General features: G+C 63.4%; 18 protein-coding genes. 9 read left to right on the top strand and 9 right to left on the bottom strand.

The features are described from left to right. Window positions 1-118: 118 nt before the first annotated feature. Window positions 119-610 carry a hypothetical protein gene (locus IPK66_01105; GenBank protein MBK8173933.1) on the top strand — a complete coding sequence of 164 codons (492 nt, stop codon included), beginning with the start codon at window positions 119-121 and terminating at the stop codon, window positions 608-610. Continuing rightward, the gene (locus IPK66_01110; protein MBK8173934.1) at window positions 607-1,626 is read left to right on the top strand and encodes a DNA polymerase III subunit delta; all 1,020 of its coding nucleotides are present in this window, start codon (window positions 607-609) and stop codon (window positions 1,624-1,626) included. The genes IPK66_01105 and IPK66_01110 overlap by 4 nt, the downstream gene beginning before the upstream one ends. 66 nt (window positions 1,627-1,692) lie before the next feature. Here IPK66_01110 and IPK66_01115 read toward each other — a convergent pair whose 3' ends face one another. The 7 genes from IPK66_01115 to IPK66_01145 are packed head-to-tail and all read right to left on the bottom strand — an operon-like array spanning window position 1,693 to window position 7,957. Continuing rightward, complete coding sequence (locus tag IPK66_01115) at window positions 1,693-2,583, bottom strand: ParB/RepB/Spo0J family partition protein (protein MBK8173935.1); 891 nt, start codon at window positions 2,581-2,583, stop codon at window positions 1,693-1,695. After that, window positions 2,583-3,386: a ParA family protein gene (locus tag IPK66_01120; protein ID MBK8173936.1), complete on the bottom strand. Its 804-nt coding sequence runs from the start codon at window positions 3,384-3,386 to the stop codon at window positions 2,583-2,585. The genes IPK66_01115 and IPK66_01120 overlap by 1 nt, the downstream gene beginning before the upstream one ends. Further along, complete coding sequence (gene rsmG, locus IPK66_01125) at window positions 3,376-3,966, bottom strand: 16S rRNA (guanine(527)-N(7))-methyltransferase RsmG (GenBank protein ID MBK8173937.1); 591 nt, start codon at window positions 3,964-3,966, stop codon at window positions 3,376-3,378. The genes IPK66_01120 and rsmG overlap by 11 nt, the downstream gene beginning before the upstream one ends. Before the next feature lie 50 nt (window positions 3,967-4,016). Beyond that, window positions 4,017-5,939 (bottom strand): tRNA uridine-5-carboxymethylaminomethyl(34) synthesis enzyme MnmG, encoded by a 1,923-nt coding sequence (mnmG, locus tag IPK66_01130; GenBank protein MBK8173938.1) that lies wholly within the window; start codon window positions 5,937-5,939, stop codon window positions 4,017-4,019. Between the two features lie 31 nt (window positions 5,940-5,970). Then, window positions 5,971-7,311 carry a tRNA uridine-5-carboxymethylaminomethyl(34) synthesis GTPase MnmE gene (gene mnmE / locus IPK66_01135; GenBank protein MBK8173939.1) on the bottom strand — a complete coding sequence of 447 codons (1,341 nt, stop codon included), beginning with the start codon at window positions 7,309-7,311 and terminating at the stop codon, window positions 5,971-5,973. A 35-nt stretch (window positions 7,312-7,346) separates the two neighbouring features. Beyond that, window positions 7,347-7,694: a (2Fe-2S) ferredoxin domain-containing protein gene (locus IPK66_01140; protein MBK8173940.1), complete on the bottom strand. Its 348-nt coding sequence runs from the start codon at window positions 7,692-7,694 to the stop codon at window positions 7,347-7,349. After that, a complete protein-coding gene (locus tag IPK66_01145; protein MBK8173941.1) occupies window positions 7,691-7,957 on the bottom strand; it encodes a hypothetical protein in 267 nt (88 codons plus the stop codon). The genes IPK66_01140 and IPK66_01145 overlap by 4 nt, the downstream gene beginning before the upstream one ends. A 156-nt stretch (window positions 7,958-8,113) precedes the next feature. Between IPK66_01145 and IPK66_01150 the strand changes: the two genes are divergently transcribed. From IPK66_01150 to radC, 4 genes are all read left to right on the top strand, one after another. Then, on the top strand, window positions 8,114-10,150 hold the full coding sequence (locus IPK66_01150; protein MBK8173942.1) for a thioredoxin domain-containing protein: 2,037 nt from the start codon (window positions 8,114-8,116) through the stop codon (window positions 10,148-10,150). Window positions 10,151-10,163: 13 nt separating this feature from the next. Next, the gene (locus IPK66_01155; protein ID MBK8173943.1) at window positions 10,164-10,643 is read left to right on the top strand and encodes a methylated-DNA--[protein]-cysteine S-methyltransferase; all 480 of its coding nucleotides are present in this window, start codon (window positions 10,164-10,166) and stop codon (window positions 10,641-10,643) included. Between the two features lie 265 nt (window positions 10,644-10,908). Beyond that, window positions 10,909-11,460: a thermonuclease family protein gene (locus tag IPK66_01160; protein MBK8173944.1), complete on the top strand. Its 552-nt coding sequence runs from the start codon at window positions 10,909-10,911 to the stop codon at window positions 11,458-11,460. 66 nt (window positions 11,461-11,526) lie between these two features. Next, on the top strand, window positions 11,527-12,450 hold the full coding sequence (radC, locus tag IPK66_01165) for a DNA repair protein RadC (protein MBK8173945.1): 924 nt from the start codon (window positions 11,527-11,529) through the stop codon (window positions 12,448-12,450). Between the two features lie 104 nt (window positions 12,451-12,554). On the opposite strand, the gene IPK66_01170 is transcribed toward radC, so the two are convergent. Both IPK66_01170 and IPK66_01175 read right to left on the bottom strand, forming a co-directional pair. Next, complete coding sequence (locus IPK66_01170) at window positions 12,555-14,669, bottom strand: D-(-)-3-hydroxybutyrate oligomer hydrolase (GenBank protein ID MBK8173946.1); 2,115 nt, start codon at window positions 14,667-14,669, stop codon at window positions 12,555-12,557. Between the two features lie 201 nt (window positions 14,670-14,870). Beyond that, window positions 14,871-15,167, bottom strand: coding sequence for a hypothetical protein (locus tag IPK66_01175; GenBank protein MBK8173947.1), 297 nt, complete (start codon window positions 15,165-15,167; stop codon window positions 14,871-14,873). A gap of 328 nt (window positions 15,168-15,495) precedes the next feature. Here IPK66_01175 and IPK66_01180 point away from each other — a divergent pair, with 328 nt between their 5' ends. From IPK66_01180 to IPK66_01190, 3 genes are all read left to right on the top strand, one after another. Beyond that, window positions 15,496-16,290, top strand: a complete 795-nt coding sequence (locus tag IPK66_01180) for an SDR family oxidoreductase (GenBank protein ID MBK8173948.1) — start codon at window positions 15,496-15,498, stop codon at window positions 16,288-16,290. Between the two features lie 201 nt (window positions 16,291-16,491). Next, window positions 16,492-17,949, top strand: a complete 1,458-nt coding sequence (locus IPK66_01185; protein ID MBK8173949.1) for a hypothetical protein — start codon at window positions 16,492-16,494, stop codon at window positions 17,947-17,949. Next, window positions 17,946-18,746: an alpha/beta hydrolase gene (locus IPK66_01190; GenBank protein MBK8173950.1), complete on the top strand. Its 801-nt coding sequence runs from the start codon at window positions 17,946-17,948 to the stop codon at window positions 18,744-18,746. The genes IPK66_01185 and IPK66_01190 overlap by 4 nt, the downstream gene beginning before the upstream one ends. Window positions 18,747-18,775: the final 29 nt, after the last annotated feature.

Genomic DNA, 18,775 nt, shown 5'->3' on the forward strand with positions numbered 1-18,775 from the left:
TAACTCGGCCTGTCCGCGATTTCGCGTGGCCTCGGGCCTTCTGTCGGCCGGACGATTGGTAGTGGCCGGGTTCGCCGTTGCTGGATGTCTGGCGGCGTCAGCCTGCGGCTTTCGCCCGATGTATGGGACACCTCAGTCAGGTGATACGCCGACATCGGCCGACCTTGCCGCTGTCTATGTTGATCAGATTCCCAACCGTGCCGGACAGGAACTTCAAACCGAGCTCAATCGCCTGTTGAATCCGTCGGCAACCGACCAACCCCGCCGCTACTCACTCGGCGTATCCTTCAAGGAAACCGTCAACACGTTTGCCGTCGAACGCGCCGGCTTCGCTCGTCGCGCCAATGTTGAAGTCAGCGCGAAGTATTCCCTCGTCGACGACGCGACCGGTAACCGGTTGCTGGCCGGGTCAAGTCGCGCCGTAAGCGGATATTCCGTGCTCGACAATGACTTTTCGACGTACGTTGCCGCTGGAGATGCGCGTAATCGCGCGATTGTCGAAATCGCCTACGATATTCGTAATCGGCTGGCAGGATATTTCAGTAATACGCCCGCTGACTCCAGCCAGGCGGTAACCCCGCAAATTGACGAGGTGGCGCAGCCGGAATGAAGGTCGCCGGAGGACGCGTCGAGTCCTTCCTGCATCAGCCGGACCCTCGATATCGGGCCGTATTGTTTTACGGCCCGGACCTGGGGCTTGTCAGAGAGCGGGCCGATCGCTTGGTCTTGACCGCGGCGGGATCGTTGTCCGATCCGTTCCGAATTGCCGAGATTTCCGCAGAGAGCTGCAAGGACGATCGGGCTCGGCTTGCGGACGAGGCGGCCGCCGTCCCGTTTTCCGGCGGACGGCGTGTCGTTCGGGTTCGCAACGCAAAAGATGTGCTGGTCGACGGCGTGCAGTACCTTTTCTCGATCAATTCCGGGGATGGGCTGATTGTCATCGAATCCGGGGATCTGGGGCCCCGGTCGTCATTGAGAAAGGTGTTCGAGGACGCCCAGCACGGGGCCGCAATCGCCTGCTATCTCGACGAAGGTGAATCGCTGCGAGGGTTTATCGCGGGCGAACTCCGCGGGCACGGGATTGCGATCAGCACCGATGCCGCGGAGATGTTGGCGGAGAGCCTTGGCGCCGATCGTGCCCTGACGCGCAGTGAACTCGATAAGTTGGCCTTGTACGTGGGCGAGGGAAACCCTGCGGGTATCGGTGATGTCCTCGCGGTGATGAGCGGCGCAGGCGAGATTTCGCTGGATGACATCGTCTTTACCGCATGCAGCGGCAATCTTGCCGGGCTGGATCGACGCCTGACAGCGGGGTTTGCTGAAGGCCTCGAGGCAATCGCCTTGCTGCGCGCAGTCTCTCGTCATTTGCGACGGCTCATGGCGGTCCGCGCGTTACGGGACGGCGGAGTTCCAATCAAGCAAGCGATGGAGACACTCCGCCCCGTGGTGTTTTTTCGATTGCAGCCGGCATTTCGCCGGCACGTGGAAATGTGGAAGATGACCCATTTAGCCCAGGGCCTCGCGCTGGTATCCGAGTGCGAACTGCGCTGCAAAACCTCGGGGACCCCTCAACAGCTTGTCTGTAAGCGCACGATGTTCGAGGTCGCCCGCCTGGCGATGGCATGAGATGCGCCAAACGATCTCGGCCGATGATGTTGACCGGCGTCGCTCCCGCTCGTGTAGCGGCTATTGTTAATCCGATCGTGTCGGTCGGCCGTGCACGCCCTGACTTAGCCGGTGGAGGATGTCATCGAGTTGATCAAGGGTCGTATAGTTCAGGACGAGCGAGCCACCGTTGCCGCGAAAACGTATTTCCACGCCGAGACCGAGCAACATGCCCAGGTCGCGTTCGAGCGCCAGGGTATCGGCATCCTTGCTCGCTGGTGCTTTCACGCGCGATGCGGCGCGTGCCTCGCTCGCCATGTCTTCGGTCTGCCGAACATTGAGTCCGCGTTCGACGACCTGCCGTGCCGCGTTTTCAGGATTATCCGCGGTCAAGATCGCCCGCGCGTGTCCCGCCGAAAGCTGGCCGTCGTTGAGCATGGTTTTGACGGACTCGGGCAGGGACAGCAGGCGCAGCGTATTGGCGATGTGACTCCGGCTTTTGCCAACGCTTTTCGCCACGTCCTCCTGCGTACGGCTGCACTCCTCCATCAGCCGCCGGTATCCTTCGGCCTCCTCTAACGGGGACAGATCCTGGCGCTGCAGGTTTTCCACCAGCGCGATTTCGAAGGCTTCCGTATCGGAGAGCTCTCGAACCGAGATCGGAACCTCGTGAAGCTGCGCCAACTGCGCGGCGCGCCACCGACGCTCGCCTGCGATGATTTCAAATCGACTGGGATCGTCCGGGTGACGGCGCACCAGAATTGGCTGCAGCACGCCCTTCTCGCTGATCGACCGCGCGAGTTCCTGGAGATGTTCTTCGTCCATACGCTGTCGCGGCTGAAACCGCCCCGGGCTTAGCTTCTCGATCGCCGCACTGCGCGAGGCACGCATTCGGTCAAGCGCGGCGTAATCGTCGTTGTCTTCGCCGAGGAGTGCGGACAGACCGCGGCCCAGGCCGCGCGGTTTATTATCCGCCATCACGCGGCCTGACGCTCGCGCCGAAGGATTTCCTTGGCCAGATGGAGGTAGGCGACGGAACCGGCGCAGGACGTATCATAGATCAGAACCGGTCGCCCATGTGATGGGGCTTCGGAAACCCGCACGTTGCGCGGGATGACGGTGTCGTACACCTTATCGCCAAAATGGGCCCGGACATCGGTGGCAACGAGATCAGAGAGACGGTTCCGCTTATCAAACATCGTCAGAACAATACCCTGAATTTCGAGGTGCGGGTTAAATCCGTGGCGAACGAGCTCGATGGTCTTCATCAGATGACTGATGCCCTCGAGCGCGAAAAACTCACATTGCAATGGCACGAGGACGGCGTGCGCCGCGACCAGCGCGTTCAGGGTCAACAGACCCAGCGCCGGGGGGCAATCGACGAGGATATAATCGTAGCCCGCGTTGACATCGGAGAGCGCCTTGCGCAAAAACGATTCCCGCTCGTCGCATCCCACCAATTCGATTTCCGCGCCGGACAGATCGACACCAGCGGGGACGACACCGAGCTTTGGCACAATCGTTGGCCGTGTCGCCTGGGCAAGCGTCGTCGCGCCAATCAAGACATCATAGCTGCTCGGACGCCGATCCGACGCCGGAATGCCAAGGCCGGTCGAGGCGTTTCCCTGCGGGTCGAGGTCAATGACGGTGACGTGCTTGTCAATCGCCGAAAGCGCCGTCGCGAGATTGATCGCGGTCGTTGTTTTGCCGACGCCCCCCTTTTGGTTGGCGATCGCGATGATCCTCGGGTTCGCACCCAGCGCGGGCCGGTTAGGGTTCATCGCGGCGCGCCAAGTCTTCGATCTTGATGATCACGCCAGTGGAGTCCGATCGGCTGGGGATGAGGTACGGGCGCATTGTCCAGGTTTTTTTGGCTTGCGTCAATTCGTCGGCGACGCGGGCTCCCTTCAAAAACAAACAGACACCGCCATCGTCGAGCCATGGGAGCGCCAGCGGCAAAAGGCGGGGCAATGGGGCTAGCGCCCGTGCCATAACGACGTCGAAGCGCTGGCTTGGCGGCACCTCGATCCGCGCGCAAACAACGTCCGCGTCGATTTCGCTTGCCCGGACGGCTTCGCGAAGGAACGCACACTTGCGCGCATCGCTTTCGACCAGGGTTACAGGATGTCCAGTGAGCACCGCGACAACGATGCCAGGAAGCCCCGCTCCACTGCCGAGATCAACGATGCGACACGCATCGGGCGGAAGATGGCACGCCAACTGTCCGGAATCGAGGATGTGCCGCCGCCACGGATCGACGAGGCTCGCCGCACTGACCAGGTTGATGCGCTGGGTCCAGCGGCGCAAGAGGGCGAGATAGGCCTCGAGGCGGAGAATAAGCTGCGCGTCCGCAGAAAGAATTGCCGTGAACCCTGATGCATCAAGCGGCGTGGGTGTGGTGTTGGAATGTTTCACGTGAAACGACGATCCGATGCGTTTCCCGCTGCCCGTCCATCGGACCCCGCCCGTCGTCGAACCCACCCCAACAGCAACGTTATTGCCGCCGGGGTTATGCCCGGAATCCGAGCCGCCGACGCTAACGTCGCTGGCCGCGATTCCTGAAGCTTCGTCCGGACCTCGCTCGATAGACCGCGAATCGCCGCATAATCCAACTCATCCGGTAATTCCAGGGCGAGGTCCTTTCGCAGAGATTCGATTTCGCTAGCCTGCCGCTTGACGTAACCCTGGTATCGACCGTCGCATTCCAGTTGCGATGCAATCTCGGACGAAATACTGCGCAAATCCGGCCATAAACGCTCAAGCTGCGCCACGCCCACGCCTGGATAGGCAAGCAACTCGAAGCCTGTGCGGATGGCACCGTCATGATTGACTGCGATCCCCGCCAAGCCCGCCATTTGTGGCGAGGCCTTCTTCCCGTTCAGCAGTGTGCGCGCCGCATCCAGTGCCTGGACCTTCGCCCCGAAACATGCGGACCGCTCTCTGCCAACGGCACCAATGGCGAGGCCACGTGGCGTTAATCGCTGGTCGGCATTATCAGAACGGAAGCTCAATCGAAATTCGGCGCGAGAGGTAAACATACGGTAGGGCTCCTCCGTCCCCAGCGAGACCAAGTCGTCGATCATGACGCCGATATAGCCCTCGGCTCGATCAAGCACGAATTCGCCATCGCCCCCTCCGGCCACCAGCGCGGCATTGATTCCCGCGACGATGCCCTGCCCAGCCGCCTCTTCGTACCCTGTCGTCCCATTGATCTGCCCCGCCAGAAACAGTCGCGGAACGCGAATCACTTCCAAGGTCGCGCGAAGTTCGCGGGGGTCAACGAAATCGTACTCAATCGCGTATCCGGGCCGAATAATCTCCACGCCCTCAAGGCCACGAATACTCCTGACCAATTGCCATTGAACATCCTCGGGAAGCGAGGTCGAGATCCCGTTCGGATAAATCGTGTGGTCGTCTAGTCCCTCGGGCTCGAGAAAGATTTGGTGCGCCGCCCGATCGGCAAAGCGAACAACTTTGTCCTCGATCGAGGGACAGTATCGCGGTCCACGTCCACGGATTTGTCCGCTATAGATCGGCGCCCGGCCAAGGTTAGCGCGAATGACCTCGTGGGTGTTTTCGTTCGTGGCGGTGATATGGCAGGCCACCTGGGGAACGCGAATTTGATCCGTCAAAAATGAAAACGGTATCGGCGGATGATCTCCATGCTGCACGTCCAGCTGGTCGAAGCAGATCGTCCGGCCATCGAGCCGTGGCGGCGTTCCCGTTTTCAGGCGGCCAACACGAAGCCCGACGCCACGAAAGGCTTTCGATAATTCAGTCGACGCCACCTCGCCCATCCGTCCGGCCGACCACTGCTGATCGCCGAGGTGAATGATTCCACCAAGAAACGTTCCCGTGGTCACCACCACCGCGCCCGCGCGAATTCGCTCGCCGGCGACGGTGACGACGCCGCCACAGGTCGACCGATCTCCAATTATCAGATCAATCACCTCTCCCTCGACGACTTCGAGACCAGGGGTGCCTTTCACCAGGTCTTGCATCGCCCGACGATAGAGTCGACGATCCGCTTGTGCTCTCGGCCCATGAACGGCGGGACCCTTTGACCGATTAAGGACGCGGAATTGAATCCCGGCTTGATCGATCGCCCGCGCCATCAGCCCGTCTAAGGCATCGATTTCCCGGACTAGCTGCCCTTTCGCCAGGCCACCAATCGCTGGATTGCACGACATCTCGCCAATCCGCTCGGCGTTCAAGGTCAGCAGAAGCGTTTTTGCCCCCGTGCGCGCCGCGGCCGCCGCAGCCTCACAGCCCGCATGACCACCGCCGATGACCACGACGTCGACCCGTCGCGATGCTTTGTCTGACCGTTTCACGTGAAACACTCCTCGCCGCCCAAACTGAGCATCACTTGCCAATACAAAATTCGGCGAAAATCACCTCGAGAACGTCCTCGACCCCGATGCGTCCGGTTATCCGTCCTAATGCCGATGCCGCAAGCCGAAGTTCCTCCGCGACGATTTCCACATCCGTCGCATCACCGCTTCGCATTAGTGCGGCCTTACACGCCTGAAGCCCATCGCGATGACGCGACCGCGACGGCGTCGCGCCTCCACCCCCGCCAAATTCTTCCCCAAGGCGGCGACCAAGCGTTTCCACCAGATCGCCAATCCCCTCGCCGGTTCGCGCCGAGACGCCGCCCCACACCCGCCGCCCGCCGATCATCTCCGGCAAAGCTGCTGGGCATACGTCCATCTTGTTGATCACCACGAGCGCCTTGTCGTCCAAAACACCCATCGTCTCATCATCGAGTTCCGGCCACCGCCCGCCGTCAAACACGGCAACCACCAGGTCAGCGCGCTCAATCGCCGTCCGAGCCCGGCGCACCCCTTCCCGCTCGATACGCGACTGACTCACGCGAAGGCCGGCCGTGTCGCTCACCACAACCGGATATCCGTGAATCTCCATCGCCACGCTAACGACATCCCGCGTGGTTCCCGCCTCCGCGTCGACGATTGCGGCATCACGATGCGCCAGGCAATTTAGCAGACTGGACTTCCCCACGTTTGGTGCCCCCGCCAACACCACCGAGAACCCAAGTCGGATTCTTTCGCCGCGCCTTGCTCCCTTCAAATGCTCGGAGATTTCTCGTGCCAATTGCGCCGCTTCTCGCCGAACCTCCTCCTCCAGCCCCTCCGGAAGCTCCTCGTCCGCGAAGTCGATGGACGCCTCAAGATGTGCCAAAGCCTGCAAAATCCGTGACCTCCAGGCCTGGTACAGGGCGCCAAGCCCCCCTTCTAGTTGCTGCAACGCCTGCCGGCGCTGTGCCGTCGTTTCGGCAGCGACCAAGTCCGCCACCGCCTCGACCTGGGTCAGGTCCAATTTTCCGTTTTCGAACGCACGGCGGGTGAATTCCCCAGGTTCCGCCACGCGCAACCCCTCATCACAACCAAGCACCTCAAGAATTGCATCGATAACCGCTCGGCCACCGTGCACGTGCAATTCCCCGACGTCCTCTCCCGTATAGCTCGCCGGCCCTGGAAACCACAGGGCGAGAGCATCATCGATGCCGAGGCCATGGCCATCTTGAAGTCGCACACGCACGGCGCGACGCGGCGACCACACCGTTCGTCCTGTCAGCCTTTGTAGGGATTCTTTCGCGCGGCAACCGGAAACGCGGACAATCGCGACGCCAGATCGGCCAGGAACGGTGGCAAGAGCGAAAATCGTATCGCTAACGTTCGTCAATTGCCCCGCCCCTGGCGCCGGCTCTCCGCTCGCGCTTATGCTTTCGAATCAGGCCACAACATCAGCCGCGGGATACGCTCGCCATCGAGCACATGCCGCAGCAAGACTTCATCCACATCGGCGCGCGTTTCGCACCGATACCACACCCCATCGGGATAGATGACGACCGTCGGTCCCAATTCGCATCGGTCCAAACAGCCCGCGGAGTTTATCCGCACGTCATCAAGACCCAACTCCTTGGTGCGCGCCTTCATATAGTCTCTCAGCCGCACGGACCCACGCCGTGCACACGAGCCGCGCTCGTGACCCTCCGGTCGCTCATTCGTGCAACAAAACACATGCAGGCGATAAAATGGCGGCGGATCACCCTCGTCCGAAGTCACTCCTTGCCACTCTCCGACTCGCGGGTGAGACCAGCCGCACCCGGTATGCGCGACCACAGGAACTTCTGCCACTGCTCGAAACCCTGGATGCTCGCAGGCAACCACATCTTCAACATCGCCTCCGGCTCCATGGCAGTCAGCGCCTTCTTCATCCGCGCCTCGATTTCCCCCATCAGCGCCTGCTGCATCGGCTTTACGTCCGGAAGCCCAAAGAGAGTCCGCGCTTCATCCGGTGTGCATTCGAGATCCATATTAATCTTCATCGTTTCATCCTCTTTTTCCGCGGCGTGACGTTCCCGCCGACGAACACCCTTGACGCGCTAGCTCGGGTTGCGCCTCATCCATCGAACCCCAACGTAAGCGTCCAAGAACTTATTCGCAATCGCGCCGTGTTTACCTTCGCTCCGGGACGATCCGCCATGTCGCAAAATCACCTCGCCGCCGAGACAAGCCCTTACCTTCTGCAACATAAGGACAATCCCGTTCACTGGCGCCCCTGGGGAGACGACGCCCTCAACGAGGCAAAGCGGCTTGATCGCCCCATCTTGCTTTCCGTCGGCTATGCCGCCTGTCATTGGTGCCATGTCATGGCCCACGAAAGCTTCGAGGATTCGGCCATCGCGGCTTTGATGAACGCACAATTCATCAATATCAAGGTCGACCGCGAAGAGCGCCCCGACATCGATACGATCTATCAGGCGGCGCTGGCGATGCTCGGACAACAGGGCGGCTGGCCGCTTACGATGTTTCTGACGCCGCATGCGGAACCTTTTTGGGGCGGCACCTATTTTCCGCCGGCCTCGCGGTATGGCCGCCCTGGTTTCCCCGACGTGCTGCGCCAAATCTCCGCAGTCTATTCGTCACAAAAAGAGACGCTGAACAAAAATGTCGACGCGCTGCGTGGCGGCCTAGCCAAACTCGCGGCGCCGCGACCCGGAGATGGCCTGTCGCTCGAACATATCAACCAGGGCGCAATTACGGCGCTGCGCCTCGTTGATCCGATCCGCGGCGGAACGTCGGGCGCGCCGAAATTTCCACAGCCGAGCCTGTTTCGTCTTCTCTGGCGGGCGTACCAGCGGACGAACGCTCCAATGTTCCGCGAAGCCGTGCTGCTTACGCTCAACTCGCTGTGCACCGGCGGCATTTATGATCACCTCGGCGGCGGTTTCGCCCGCTACGCCACCGATTCAGAATGGCTCGTCCCCCACTTCGAGAAGATGCTCTACGACAATGCCCTGCTGATCGAGCTACTGAGCGAGGTATGGCGGGAGACGCGCTCGCCTCTCTACGCCCAGAGGGTCCGCGAAACCATCGATTGGGCGTTAGCGGAAATGACCGTCCGCCCCACCATTGACGACGGAACGTTTGGATTTGCCTCGGCGCTCGATGCTGATTCAGAAGGCAGCGAGGGTAAGTTCTATGTCTGGGCGGCGACGGAGATCGTCGCCGCCCTCGGCGACGAGGCCCATGCCTTCTCGCGAGCCTATGACGTGCGGCCCCATGGCAATTGGGAGGGACAAACCATCCTCAACATTCCCCACGCCAAGGACGCATGCGAGATCCTCGCTGACGAACGCTTTGCCCGCGCCCGCGCGACGTTACGGGAGATCCGCAAACACCGCGTTCGCCCGGGACGGGACGACAAGGTCCTCGCCGACTGGAACGGCCTGATGATCTGCGCGCTGGTGCAAGCCGCCACGACGTTCGGTGAGCCGGCCTGGCTTGCCGCCGCACGCTCGGCCTTCGCCTTTGTCATTGCTCACATGCACGACGCGGGTCGCCTGCGTCATGTCTGGCGTAACGACTCCGCCCGTCATCCGGCCATCATCGACGATTACGCCAACCTTGCCCGTGCCGCGCTCGCGCTCTTCGAGGCGACAGGCGAGGCAGCCTATCTCACTCACGCCAAGGACTGGACGGGACACGCCGACCATTACCACTGGGATGGCGAGAATTCCGGCTATTTCCTCTCCGCTGTCGACACCACAGACGTGATCGTCCGGCCAAAATCCATCCATGACAACGCGGTTCCGTCGGGAAACGGCACCATGGTCGAGGTGCTTGCCCGACTCTGGCTGCTCACCGGCGAGGATCTCTACCGTCGACGCGCCGAAGCTCTCACGCGGCTCTTCTCCGCGGACGATCCCCAATATCTCGTCAGCGTTCCCGGATTGTTGACGTCAGCCGAACTTCTCGAGCGCGCCATCCTTGTCGTCATCCTCGGCGAGCCGACCGATCCGGCGGCCCAGGCCCTTCGGGCTGTTGTCGCATCTTCGCCCAGTGGCCTCGTCGTTCTGTGCCCCCCCCCTGCCCACCCGGATCCTTCCCCATTGCACCCCGCCCAAGGGAGAACCCGTCTCGGCGACACCGCCACCGCCTACGTTTGCATCGGAACGACCTGTTCACCGCCCGTCACGCGCCCCGATGATCTGCGCGACCTGCTGTCATCTTCCTGACCGCCCAACCGCCATGGGTTATGCCTGCATTGCAACGCCGTTCGGCTATTTCACCCTCTTCGAGGAAGACCATGCCCTCGTCGCCGTGGAATGGGGACACGCGCCCGATCCTCAGCAGGCAAGCCCGCTCCTCACCGAGGCGCAGACCCAACTCGACGCCTATTTCCACGGACACTTGCAGCGCTTCACCCTTCCGCTTCGTCCGGCCGGCACGGCCTTTCAATGTCGTGTCTGGACGGCGTTGGCGGCCATACCCTTCGCCACCGTAGTCACCTACGGTGCCATCGCTCGCGCGCTCGGAACCGGCCCCCGCGCGGTCGCCCAGGCATGCTCGCGCAATCCGCTGCCGATCATCATCCCCTGCCATCGCGTGGTCGGAGCGAACGGCACGCTCGGCGGCTATTCCGGCGGCGATGGGCCCAGCACAAAACGCTCTCTTCTCGAACTTGAAGGCGTTTGTACGCAGAGTGAAAACCGACCTCAGGCGCCTTGACCTCGATGGTCTCGTAACGACGCGGGCTGGTTTCACTTTCAACATTGCCCCCATCCCCCCAACCTCGCCCGCTCGCGGGCGGCCTCTGCCGCCAACACTGCGCGGTGATCGCCGCGACCTTCCCTTAGGGCAGCGTCGACTCCCTTGACACGCCACATCACCATCGCCGCTTGTCTGTGAACCCCATCACATATTAAACTCCCCATTCGGGTGCATATCGTCGTGCCCAGCGCCGCGCTAAGCGCTATGCAAAGGAGAGTTGGACATGTCGCGCACCGACCGAGACGTTCCGACATCGAGCCGTGCGCGGTGGTCAACGACGAGACCACGGCGTGCGATCGCGCTGATCGCTGTCGCGATCGTGCTGGCTCCCCTTCTCGCCGTCGGCACCCTGCGCGCCGACGTCATCGGCGAGGCTCAGGTGGTGGACGGTGATACGATTAAGGTCGAAGGCGAACGCATCCGCTTGCAGGGAATTGACGCGCCGGAGTCGCACCAACTGTGCACTGTCGGCGGCGTGCAATGGCCCTGCGGGCAGGGTGCGACGCGCGAGTTGACCACCGTGACCGCCGGCCGCGAGGTCGTATGCAAGGGCGACAAACGCGACCGCTATGGGCGCCTGCTTGCCGTCTGCTACGTCGCTGGCGACAACGTCAACGCGCGCATGGTGCGAGACGGCTGGGCGCTGGCATACCGCCGCTACGCTACGGATTACGTCAGTCAGGAGGCAGAAGCCCGGGCCGCGGGTTCCGGGATCTGGCGCGGTCAGTTCGTCGAGCCGTGGGAGTGGCGCCGCGAACGCCGCGCCGCGCGCTAAGGCGACCGGCCAGTGGGCGGGCTCTCGGACGCGCCGCTGCAGGCGCTGGGCTTGCTGATCACCGAAATGACCCCGGTGAGCGGCGCGACCGTCTACTCAGTCAAGGGCGAGACTCACCCGCACCGCGCACTCCTGAGGGAACTCGGAGGACGTTGGGACGGCGTCAACCGGGTCTGGGTTTTCGAAGGCTCCGATCCACGCGAGGCGCTCCGCGAGCGCCTGCAGAGCGAGCGGTTTGCTCTCGCCGCGCCGGACGGCAGCGGGTTCTCCGACGCCCTGACCCATGTCGACCTGACCAACCGGCCGCATTATTGGGGGCACCGCCAGCGCCTGCGCGACCGCTTCCTTGCCGGTGATGAAACGGCATTACCCGATTACGAGCTGCTTGAACTGCTGCTGTTCTTCGCGATCCCCAAGATCGACACCAAGCCGCTGTCGAAGATGCTTCTCGCCCGTTTCGGCACCTTCGCCGGCGTCGTCAACGCGTCGGCGGAACAATTGGCGGAGTTCGAGCGCGTCGACCACTTCACCATTACCCTGTTCAAGGCGCTGCGGGTGTTTGCCGCCCGTCTGGTCCGCGAAGACCTCACCGAACGCCCCGCCCTCGATAATTGGGACAAACTGATCGCCTATCTGCGCGTGGCAATGGCGCATCGCATGATCGAACAGTTCCGCCTGCTGTTTCTTGACCGGCGCAACGTTCTCATTGCCGACGAGGTGCAGCATGAGGGCTCGATCGATCATACCCCGGTTTACCCGCGCGAGGTGGTCAAGCGCGCCCTCGCCCTCGATGCCTCCGCCCTGGTGATGGTTCACAACCATCCCAGCAATCATCCCCAACCCTCGAAGCCGGACATCGAGATGACCCGTCAGGTGCGCGAGGCGCTGGAAAAGGTCGGTGTCGTCCTGCATGACCACCTGATCATGTCCCGGCGCGGCCACACCAGCTTCCGCCAGATGGGACTTCTCGACCCGCCCAAGGGCCGCTGACGCCCCGGCCGGACACGCTTCGCGAAGCCCCCCCGCCGGTGCGGAGGGGCCAGGGGGCTTGGCCGGCCATGAAGGGCTGGGCGACCGCGCTCAGTCAGGTCCGGCTATTCCGGAATGTTCAGCGTATCGGCCACGAACGTGATCCGATCGGCCGCCGGTGGTGTCGTCTTGATCGCCGGCAGATTGGCCGCAGCGCTGATGGCCGGCGCCGCGCCCGGGCTTCCTCCGCGCGGTACCGTGCGCACGACCTGACTCGCCGGCAACGGCCTGCCGAACTTGAGGTGAGCATACATCCGGTCGAGCGCCTGGAGGAAATAGAAGTGCAGCGGGATGAAACGATTATCAAATCCGCCGACGCCGTTCAGCGTATCGAGATGCTGGGCATTGGTCACCTCGATGTATCGCAACTTGCTCGTTCCACCTTCGAACTGGCGATTACGCGCAAAATAAGCACGCGACGTATGGTTTGGCGGCAAGATCGCGTCCGAGCGGCCGGTCACGAAGATCGCCGGAACGCCGTTCAGCTTCGCGGTGGCAAGAATGCTGCCGACGTTCCGGCGCAACCGCTTGTGTGCGTCGAGGAGCGCACCGGTCAACGGGGCCCCGCTCACCGGATCGGCGCCGATCCACAACGCCCGCAGGCACAACGCGCCGTCAAGGTTCTGGTCGAACGCGCCGGTCGATGGCGAGGCCGAAACTGCATCGAGCTTCGCGCCTCCGGGTGAGAGATTGTTGATGACGTTAATGCCACTCGTCGGCGGTATGCCGTTGGCCGTCCCGAAGAGAATCGCTTCGGCAGTATCGGCGAGCGCACCGGGATCACCCATCGTACTGGTTGCACCAAAACTGAAACCGCAGAGATTGTCCTGGACGCGCGCGCGGGCATAGGCGTTGGCGTAGGTGACGGAGATCCCTTGCGGGACGAACAGCGTCCAGTGTGAAGGCTGAACAATGTTTTGTTCGCGCAAAAAGCCGTAGCCGTTGATGATCGCCTGTGCCTCGCGGGCCTGTTCCGCCAGGGTATCGGCCTCAAGCAGGCCCTTTGCGTGCAGCGAGGCGCACCGGGCCTCCGCCGACGCGCCCTGGAACGAATTCAACGGCGCGTCCGGTTGCGCGAGGTTGGCGCACCCCTGGAAGATGTTCAGCCGGGTAAAGTAATCGTACAGCCGCTTGCCTCCCCAGTGGTACGGCTGGCGACTGCCTTGAACGATCGTGAACGCCGGGCCTCGGGGCGGATTGACGTTGGGTTCGGAAACGGCGACGCCGTCGATCAGACCGAACGCGTCGATCTCCGCCGCGCGCACCGAAGCACCACCGCCGTTCGATGCGCTGGAGCCGATGACGATGGTGTTCGCTGGGTAGATATACGACTGCGGATAGTGACGGTTCAGCTCGATGAAGGCGAAGAGGATCGATTTGAGAACATCGATTCCCCAATCGGCCTCCGGGTTTTGTTCGGAATGCGCATGCTTGTAGGCGATGCGGTGGGGAAACGCGGCGTTGAACGCGATGCGCTCGCCATCGCTGATCCGGGCGGTGAAATTCGACGCGGCGCCGGCAACCTCGGCGCTTTCGCGAACGCCGTCGATCAAGTTTATCGTGTCGTTCTCGAGATCGTGGACTCCGGTACCGGTCCCCTTGTCGGTGTAGGCAACCGCACAGCCGTTCTTTAGACCCCACTCGCCGCTGGTCGCGATCGCACCATAGATGCCCCGGGACCCGGATGACGGCGCAGTGACGATGCAGGGCTCCGATGGATCGAAGCTTTCCGGAATCTGCACCATCAAGCTGACGTTCTGCCGGCCTCGCCCGTCATCGGCATAGGTGGTACACTCCGTACCGGCGATCTTACCTTCTCCCGTCGTTACCGTGCCGTCGGCCAGCACGTTCGGCCCATAAAGCGTGCCGTAACCGCCGTTCGCCGTCATATCGACGAGCGCCCGGTAATTGGCGTAAATCGCCAGGCGACGAAGCTCCTCGGACGTCGGCGCGGTTGGGATCACCGGCAGGGGCGCCGCGCCCGCGAGCCCGGACTTGCCGAGCCCGGCGGTCAGCAGATCGTCGAGATCACCATCGTAGGATGTGCAGCGGTCCTTGCTTGAGCCAAGCGCGGCCATGATGGCTGCGGGTCCGCCGACAGCCGCTGGCTTGGCCGCCACTGCCGGCCAAGCCAGCGGCGCAACCGCGAGCAAGGCGGTGGCGATGCGAATTTTTCTCATCGTTTTCCTCCCGAGCGAGCCCTTGCCAACGATTTTCTCTTTACGAACGATTTGCGATTTCGCTCGCGATGACTATCGCTCAACCCAGGGCAGTCGCCAAGGACGGCACGAAGATTCACGCTCTCTTGTTCTGGACGCAGCGCGACTTGCTTCGAAGGCGGCCCGTCATCGCCAAGCCACGCGTCGCGGCGCCTTCTTTGCTCAGTACGGGACCGCCCACCAGTCGTACGCCCAGGGCGAATCCAGCGCGGTATCGAGCGCGGCTTCCTGGTCGGCGATGGCGACCTGCTGTTCGACCGCGAGCTTTTGGTAGCGCTGGTAGGCTTGTTCGTCACCGACGTAGACACACCGGCAGACCGCCGCGTCGGCGTAGAGAAAAGCGATTGCACCGCTGGCCGTTTGGCGGCGGATCAACCGGTGTTGCTTGGCCGCCTTCAGGGCGGCGAGTTTGTCCGGGGTATCGGCAGGCCGGATGGAGAAGCCGGCTGCGGCAAGCAGCTGTTCGTTGCTCTGGGTTTGCTGCTTCTCAAGCGTCGCGCAGCCGGTGATGCCGAGGGCGAACGCCCCGCTGACTGCAAGCACCGAGCAGGCGCGTACGAATGACGGTCTGAACATGACGGCTCCTCGCGCGCAATGACCGCAACCGCGGCTCCTCCGTTTGCTACACCGCGCGCGCGCGTTGCACAACCATTCAGTGTGGCATGGGGTTTCGTCACTGATGGAATTCGCGCGCCGCCGACCCTATCATCCAGCAATCGGCACCGGCGATCCGGCTGCGGTCATCCCATCGCGCCGACGGCGGCCATGCAACCAAGGGACAGTTCAGATGAAGATCGATCTCTCATCACGACGCGCAGTGGTCAGTGGCTCGACCGCGGGCATTGGGTTCGCCATCGCCCGGGGCCTCGCCGCCGCCGGCGCGGCGGTCACCCTCAACGGGCGAAACCCGGACAAGGTGGCGGATGCCGTCACCCAGCTCAAAGCGGACGTGCCGGGCGCGGCGGTTGCGGGTATCGCCGCCGATCTCGCCACCGCTGATGGCGTTGCTGCGTTCGTTTCTGATGTCCGTGATACGGATATTCTCGTCAATAACCTTGGCATCTTCGATCCGAAGCCGTTTCTTGAGATCGACGATGCTGAATGGGAGCGCTTCTTCCAAGTCAACGTCATGAGCGGCGTGCGCCTCTCGCGCAGCTACCTGCCTGGCATGCTGGCGCGCAACTGGGGACGCATCGTCTTCATTTCCAGCGAGTCCGGCGTGCAAATTCCGCTGGAAATGGTCCATTACGGACTGACCAAGACGGCGCAACTGGCGCTTTCGCGGGGTATCGCCGAAAGCGTCGCCGGAACCGGCGTCACCGTGAACGCGGTGCTGCCGGGGCCGACCCGCTCGGAGGGGGTCTCGGACTTCATCGCCAAGCTCGCGCGTGAGCGCGGTGTTTCCACTGAGGCTTTCGAGGCCGATTTCATCACCGAGATCCGCCCGTCGTCCCTGATCCGCCGGCTCGCCGAGGTGGACGAGGTGGCGAACATGGTGGTCTATGTCTGCTCCGAACAGGCCTCGGCGACGACCGGCTCGGCGTTGCGTGTCGATGGCGGCGTCGTCCGCTCGATCGTCTGAGCCTCGATCTGCCGGCGCGCGATCGGCTGACGGCGCTTCCATCAAGCCGGTCAAGCGCTTCGGCGGGCGGGCAAAACCGCTTGACGGGCGTATCGATTTTCTCTGCACTTGGCCGGGCTGCAGCAACTCGCGCCGGGGGAATACGGACGGGGACGAAGAGCCGGGAGACTGCAACCTGGGGCCCAGCGAGGAGACATCGGCATGGCGGGTGAATGGACAGTTGAGCAGGTCGCGCAGCAAATCCTCAAGAACCAGGCCAAGAAAAGTCCCGTTCGCACGGCGCTCCTCACCGGTGCCGGCTGCTCGTTCCAGGCTGGTATTCCGCTGGCGCGCGGCTTCGTCGATGAAATCAAAAAGCGGTTTCCCGACGAATACGCCCGCGCGGCCGAGCCGACCTATCCCTTGTGCATGGCCGAGCTCGCTGCCGGCGACCGCCACGAGCTGATCTGCGAGTTCATCGACAACGCCAAGATCAACTGGGCGCATATCTCGATCGCACAGATGATGCGCGCCGGCTTCGTCGACCGGGTGCTGACGACCAACTTCGATCCGCTGGTCATGCGGGCCTGCTCGTTGCTCAACTTCTATCCGGCGGTATACGACATGGCGGTCGTGCGCAAAGGCTTCGTCGCCGATTTCGTCCGCGACCGCTCGGTGTTTCACCTCCACGGCCAGCGCGATGGTTTCGTCCAACTGCACCGCAAGGAAGAAGTCGACGCGCTGGCGACGGCGATCGAGCCGCTGTTCGATGACACCGCGCGCAATCGCTGCTGGATCGTCATCGGCTACAGCGGCGCCAACGATCCGGTCTTCCGCGCCCTCGCCGACCGCCCCGAGTTTCCCTACCGCCTGTTCTGGGTCGGCTTTCGCGACGAGGAGCCGTCGGCCGACGTCAAGGCGACGTTGCTCGAGGCCGGCAAGGACGTCCACTGGATCTCCGGCTACGATCCGGACACGTTCCTCGTCCAGCTCGCCGCCCGGCTCGGCTGCTTTCCGCCGGGTTTCTTTGCCAAGCCGTTCAGCCACCTGCTCGAATGCTTCGAGACCCTCGCCGGCTTCCGTCTGCCGGGCCAAGACCAGGAACTCGACTGGGCAGCACGGGCGCGCGGCTGGATCGAGCAAGCACGCGCTCAGTTCGAAGCCCAGAAAGCCGAGGCAGCAGCGTCCCACGCCGCGCCGCCATCGCCCCCTCCGGATGCACCGCCCGCGGCGCCCGCGGCGCCCGCGGCGCCCGAGCTGGAATCAATGCGAAGCGCCACAGGCACCGCCGGCATTGAACTTGAGCTGGGTCGCGACGCGCCGCCGGCCACACCGGCGCCCGCCACACCGGCGCCGGCCGAGCAAGCGCCCGTCGCGGCATCGCCGTCCTCGAGTGTCGACGGTGACCTCATCGCCGAGGCTTGGGTGGCAATGATGGCGGGCGAGCACGACCGCGTCATCGCGTTGGCCGAGACTGGCGGTGCTTCCGCGGCAGCCGCAATCGACGAACCGCTGGCGTGGTCCCTCGCCGCAAAAGCCAAAGCGCTGGTGCGCCAGGCGGCTACGGCCGACGATATGGCGCGGCCAAAATTGCAGGCACAGGCCGAGGATCTTGCCCGACGGGCCGACGCCATCCGCCCCGGCCTCGGGACGGCCGCGCTGGCTGAGAACGGTGCATGAGTGCCTTTGCTGTTCGCAGCCGCCTTCGCGTCGAGGGCGTTTCGCTCGAATATCAACGGCTGCCTCCGGCAAGGGCGGACGACCCTCGGACATTGGTGCTGATGCACGAAGGGCTCGGCTGCGTCGATCTCTGGCGACGGTTTCCCGAACGCCTGGCGCAAGCGACGGGCCTCGGTGTCTTTTTGTGGAGCCGGGCTGGCTACGGCAGCTCCGATCCCACGCCTCTTCCCCGGCCGCTTGACTATCACGCCCGCGAAGGAGCCCTCGTTTCCGCGATCCTGACGGCCGCGGACGTTCACCGGCCGATCCTCGTCGGCCATAGCGATGGCGGGACAATCGCGCTGCTGCATGCCGCCGGCGGCAAGGCGCCGCTCAGCGACGCCGTTGTCACCGTGGCGGCGCACGTCTTCGTCGAGGACGTCTCGATCGCGGGCATCCGCGAGGCGAAGCAGGCCTTCGAGGCGGGCGATCTGCGCGCGCGCCTCGCCCGCTGGCACGGCGAGAATGTCGACTGCGCCTTTCGCGGCTGGTGCGACGCCTGGCTCGATCCCGACTTTCGCGACTGGAACATCGAGCGCGACCTCGCAACGATCCGCGCGCCGGTGCTGGCGATGCAGGGCGTCGATGACCACTACGGCACGTCGGCACAGGTCGAGGCGATCGTCGCCGGCGTCAGCGGGCCGGCCGAGCCGCTGATGCTGACGGACGCGGGCCATTCGCCGCACCTGGAACAGCCGGAGGCGCTGATTGCCGCCATCAGCCGCTATGTGGCATCGCTGCCGGCCAACGGCTTGTAAGTCCCCACCTTGACCGCGGGCGGACCCGG

The sequence above is a fragment of the Rhodospirillales bacterium genome (genome assembly GCA_016712595.1).
GTDB lineage: Bacteria > Pseudomonadota > Alphaproteobacteria > Rhodospirillales > Defluviicoccaceae > Defluviicoccus.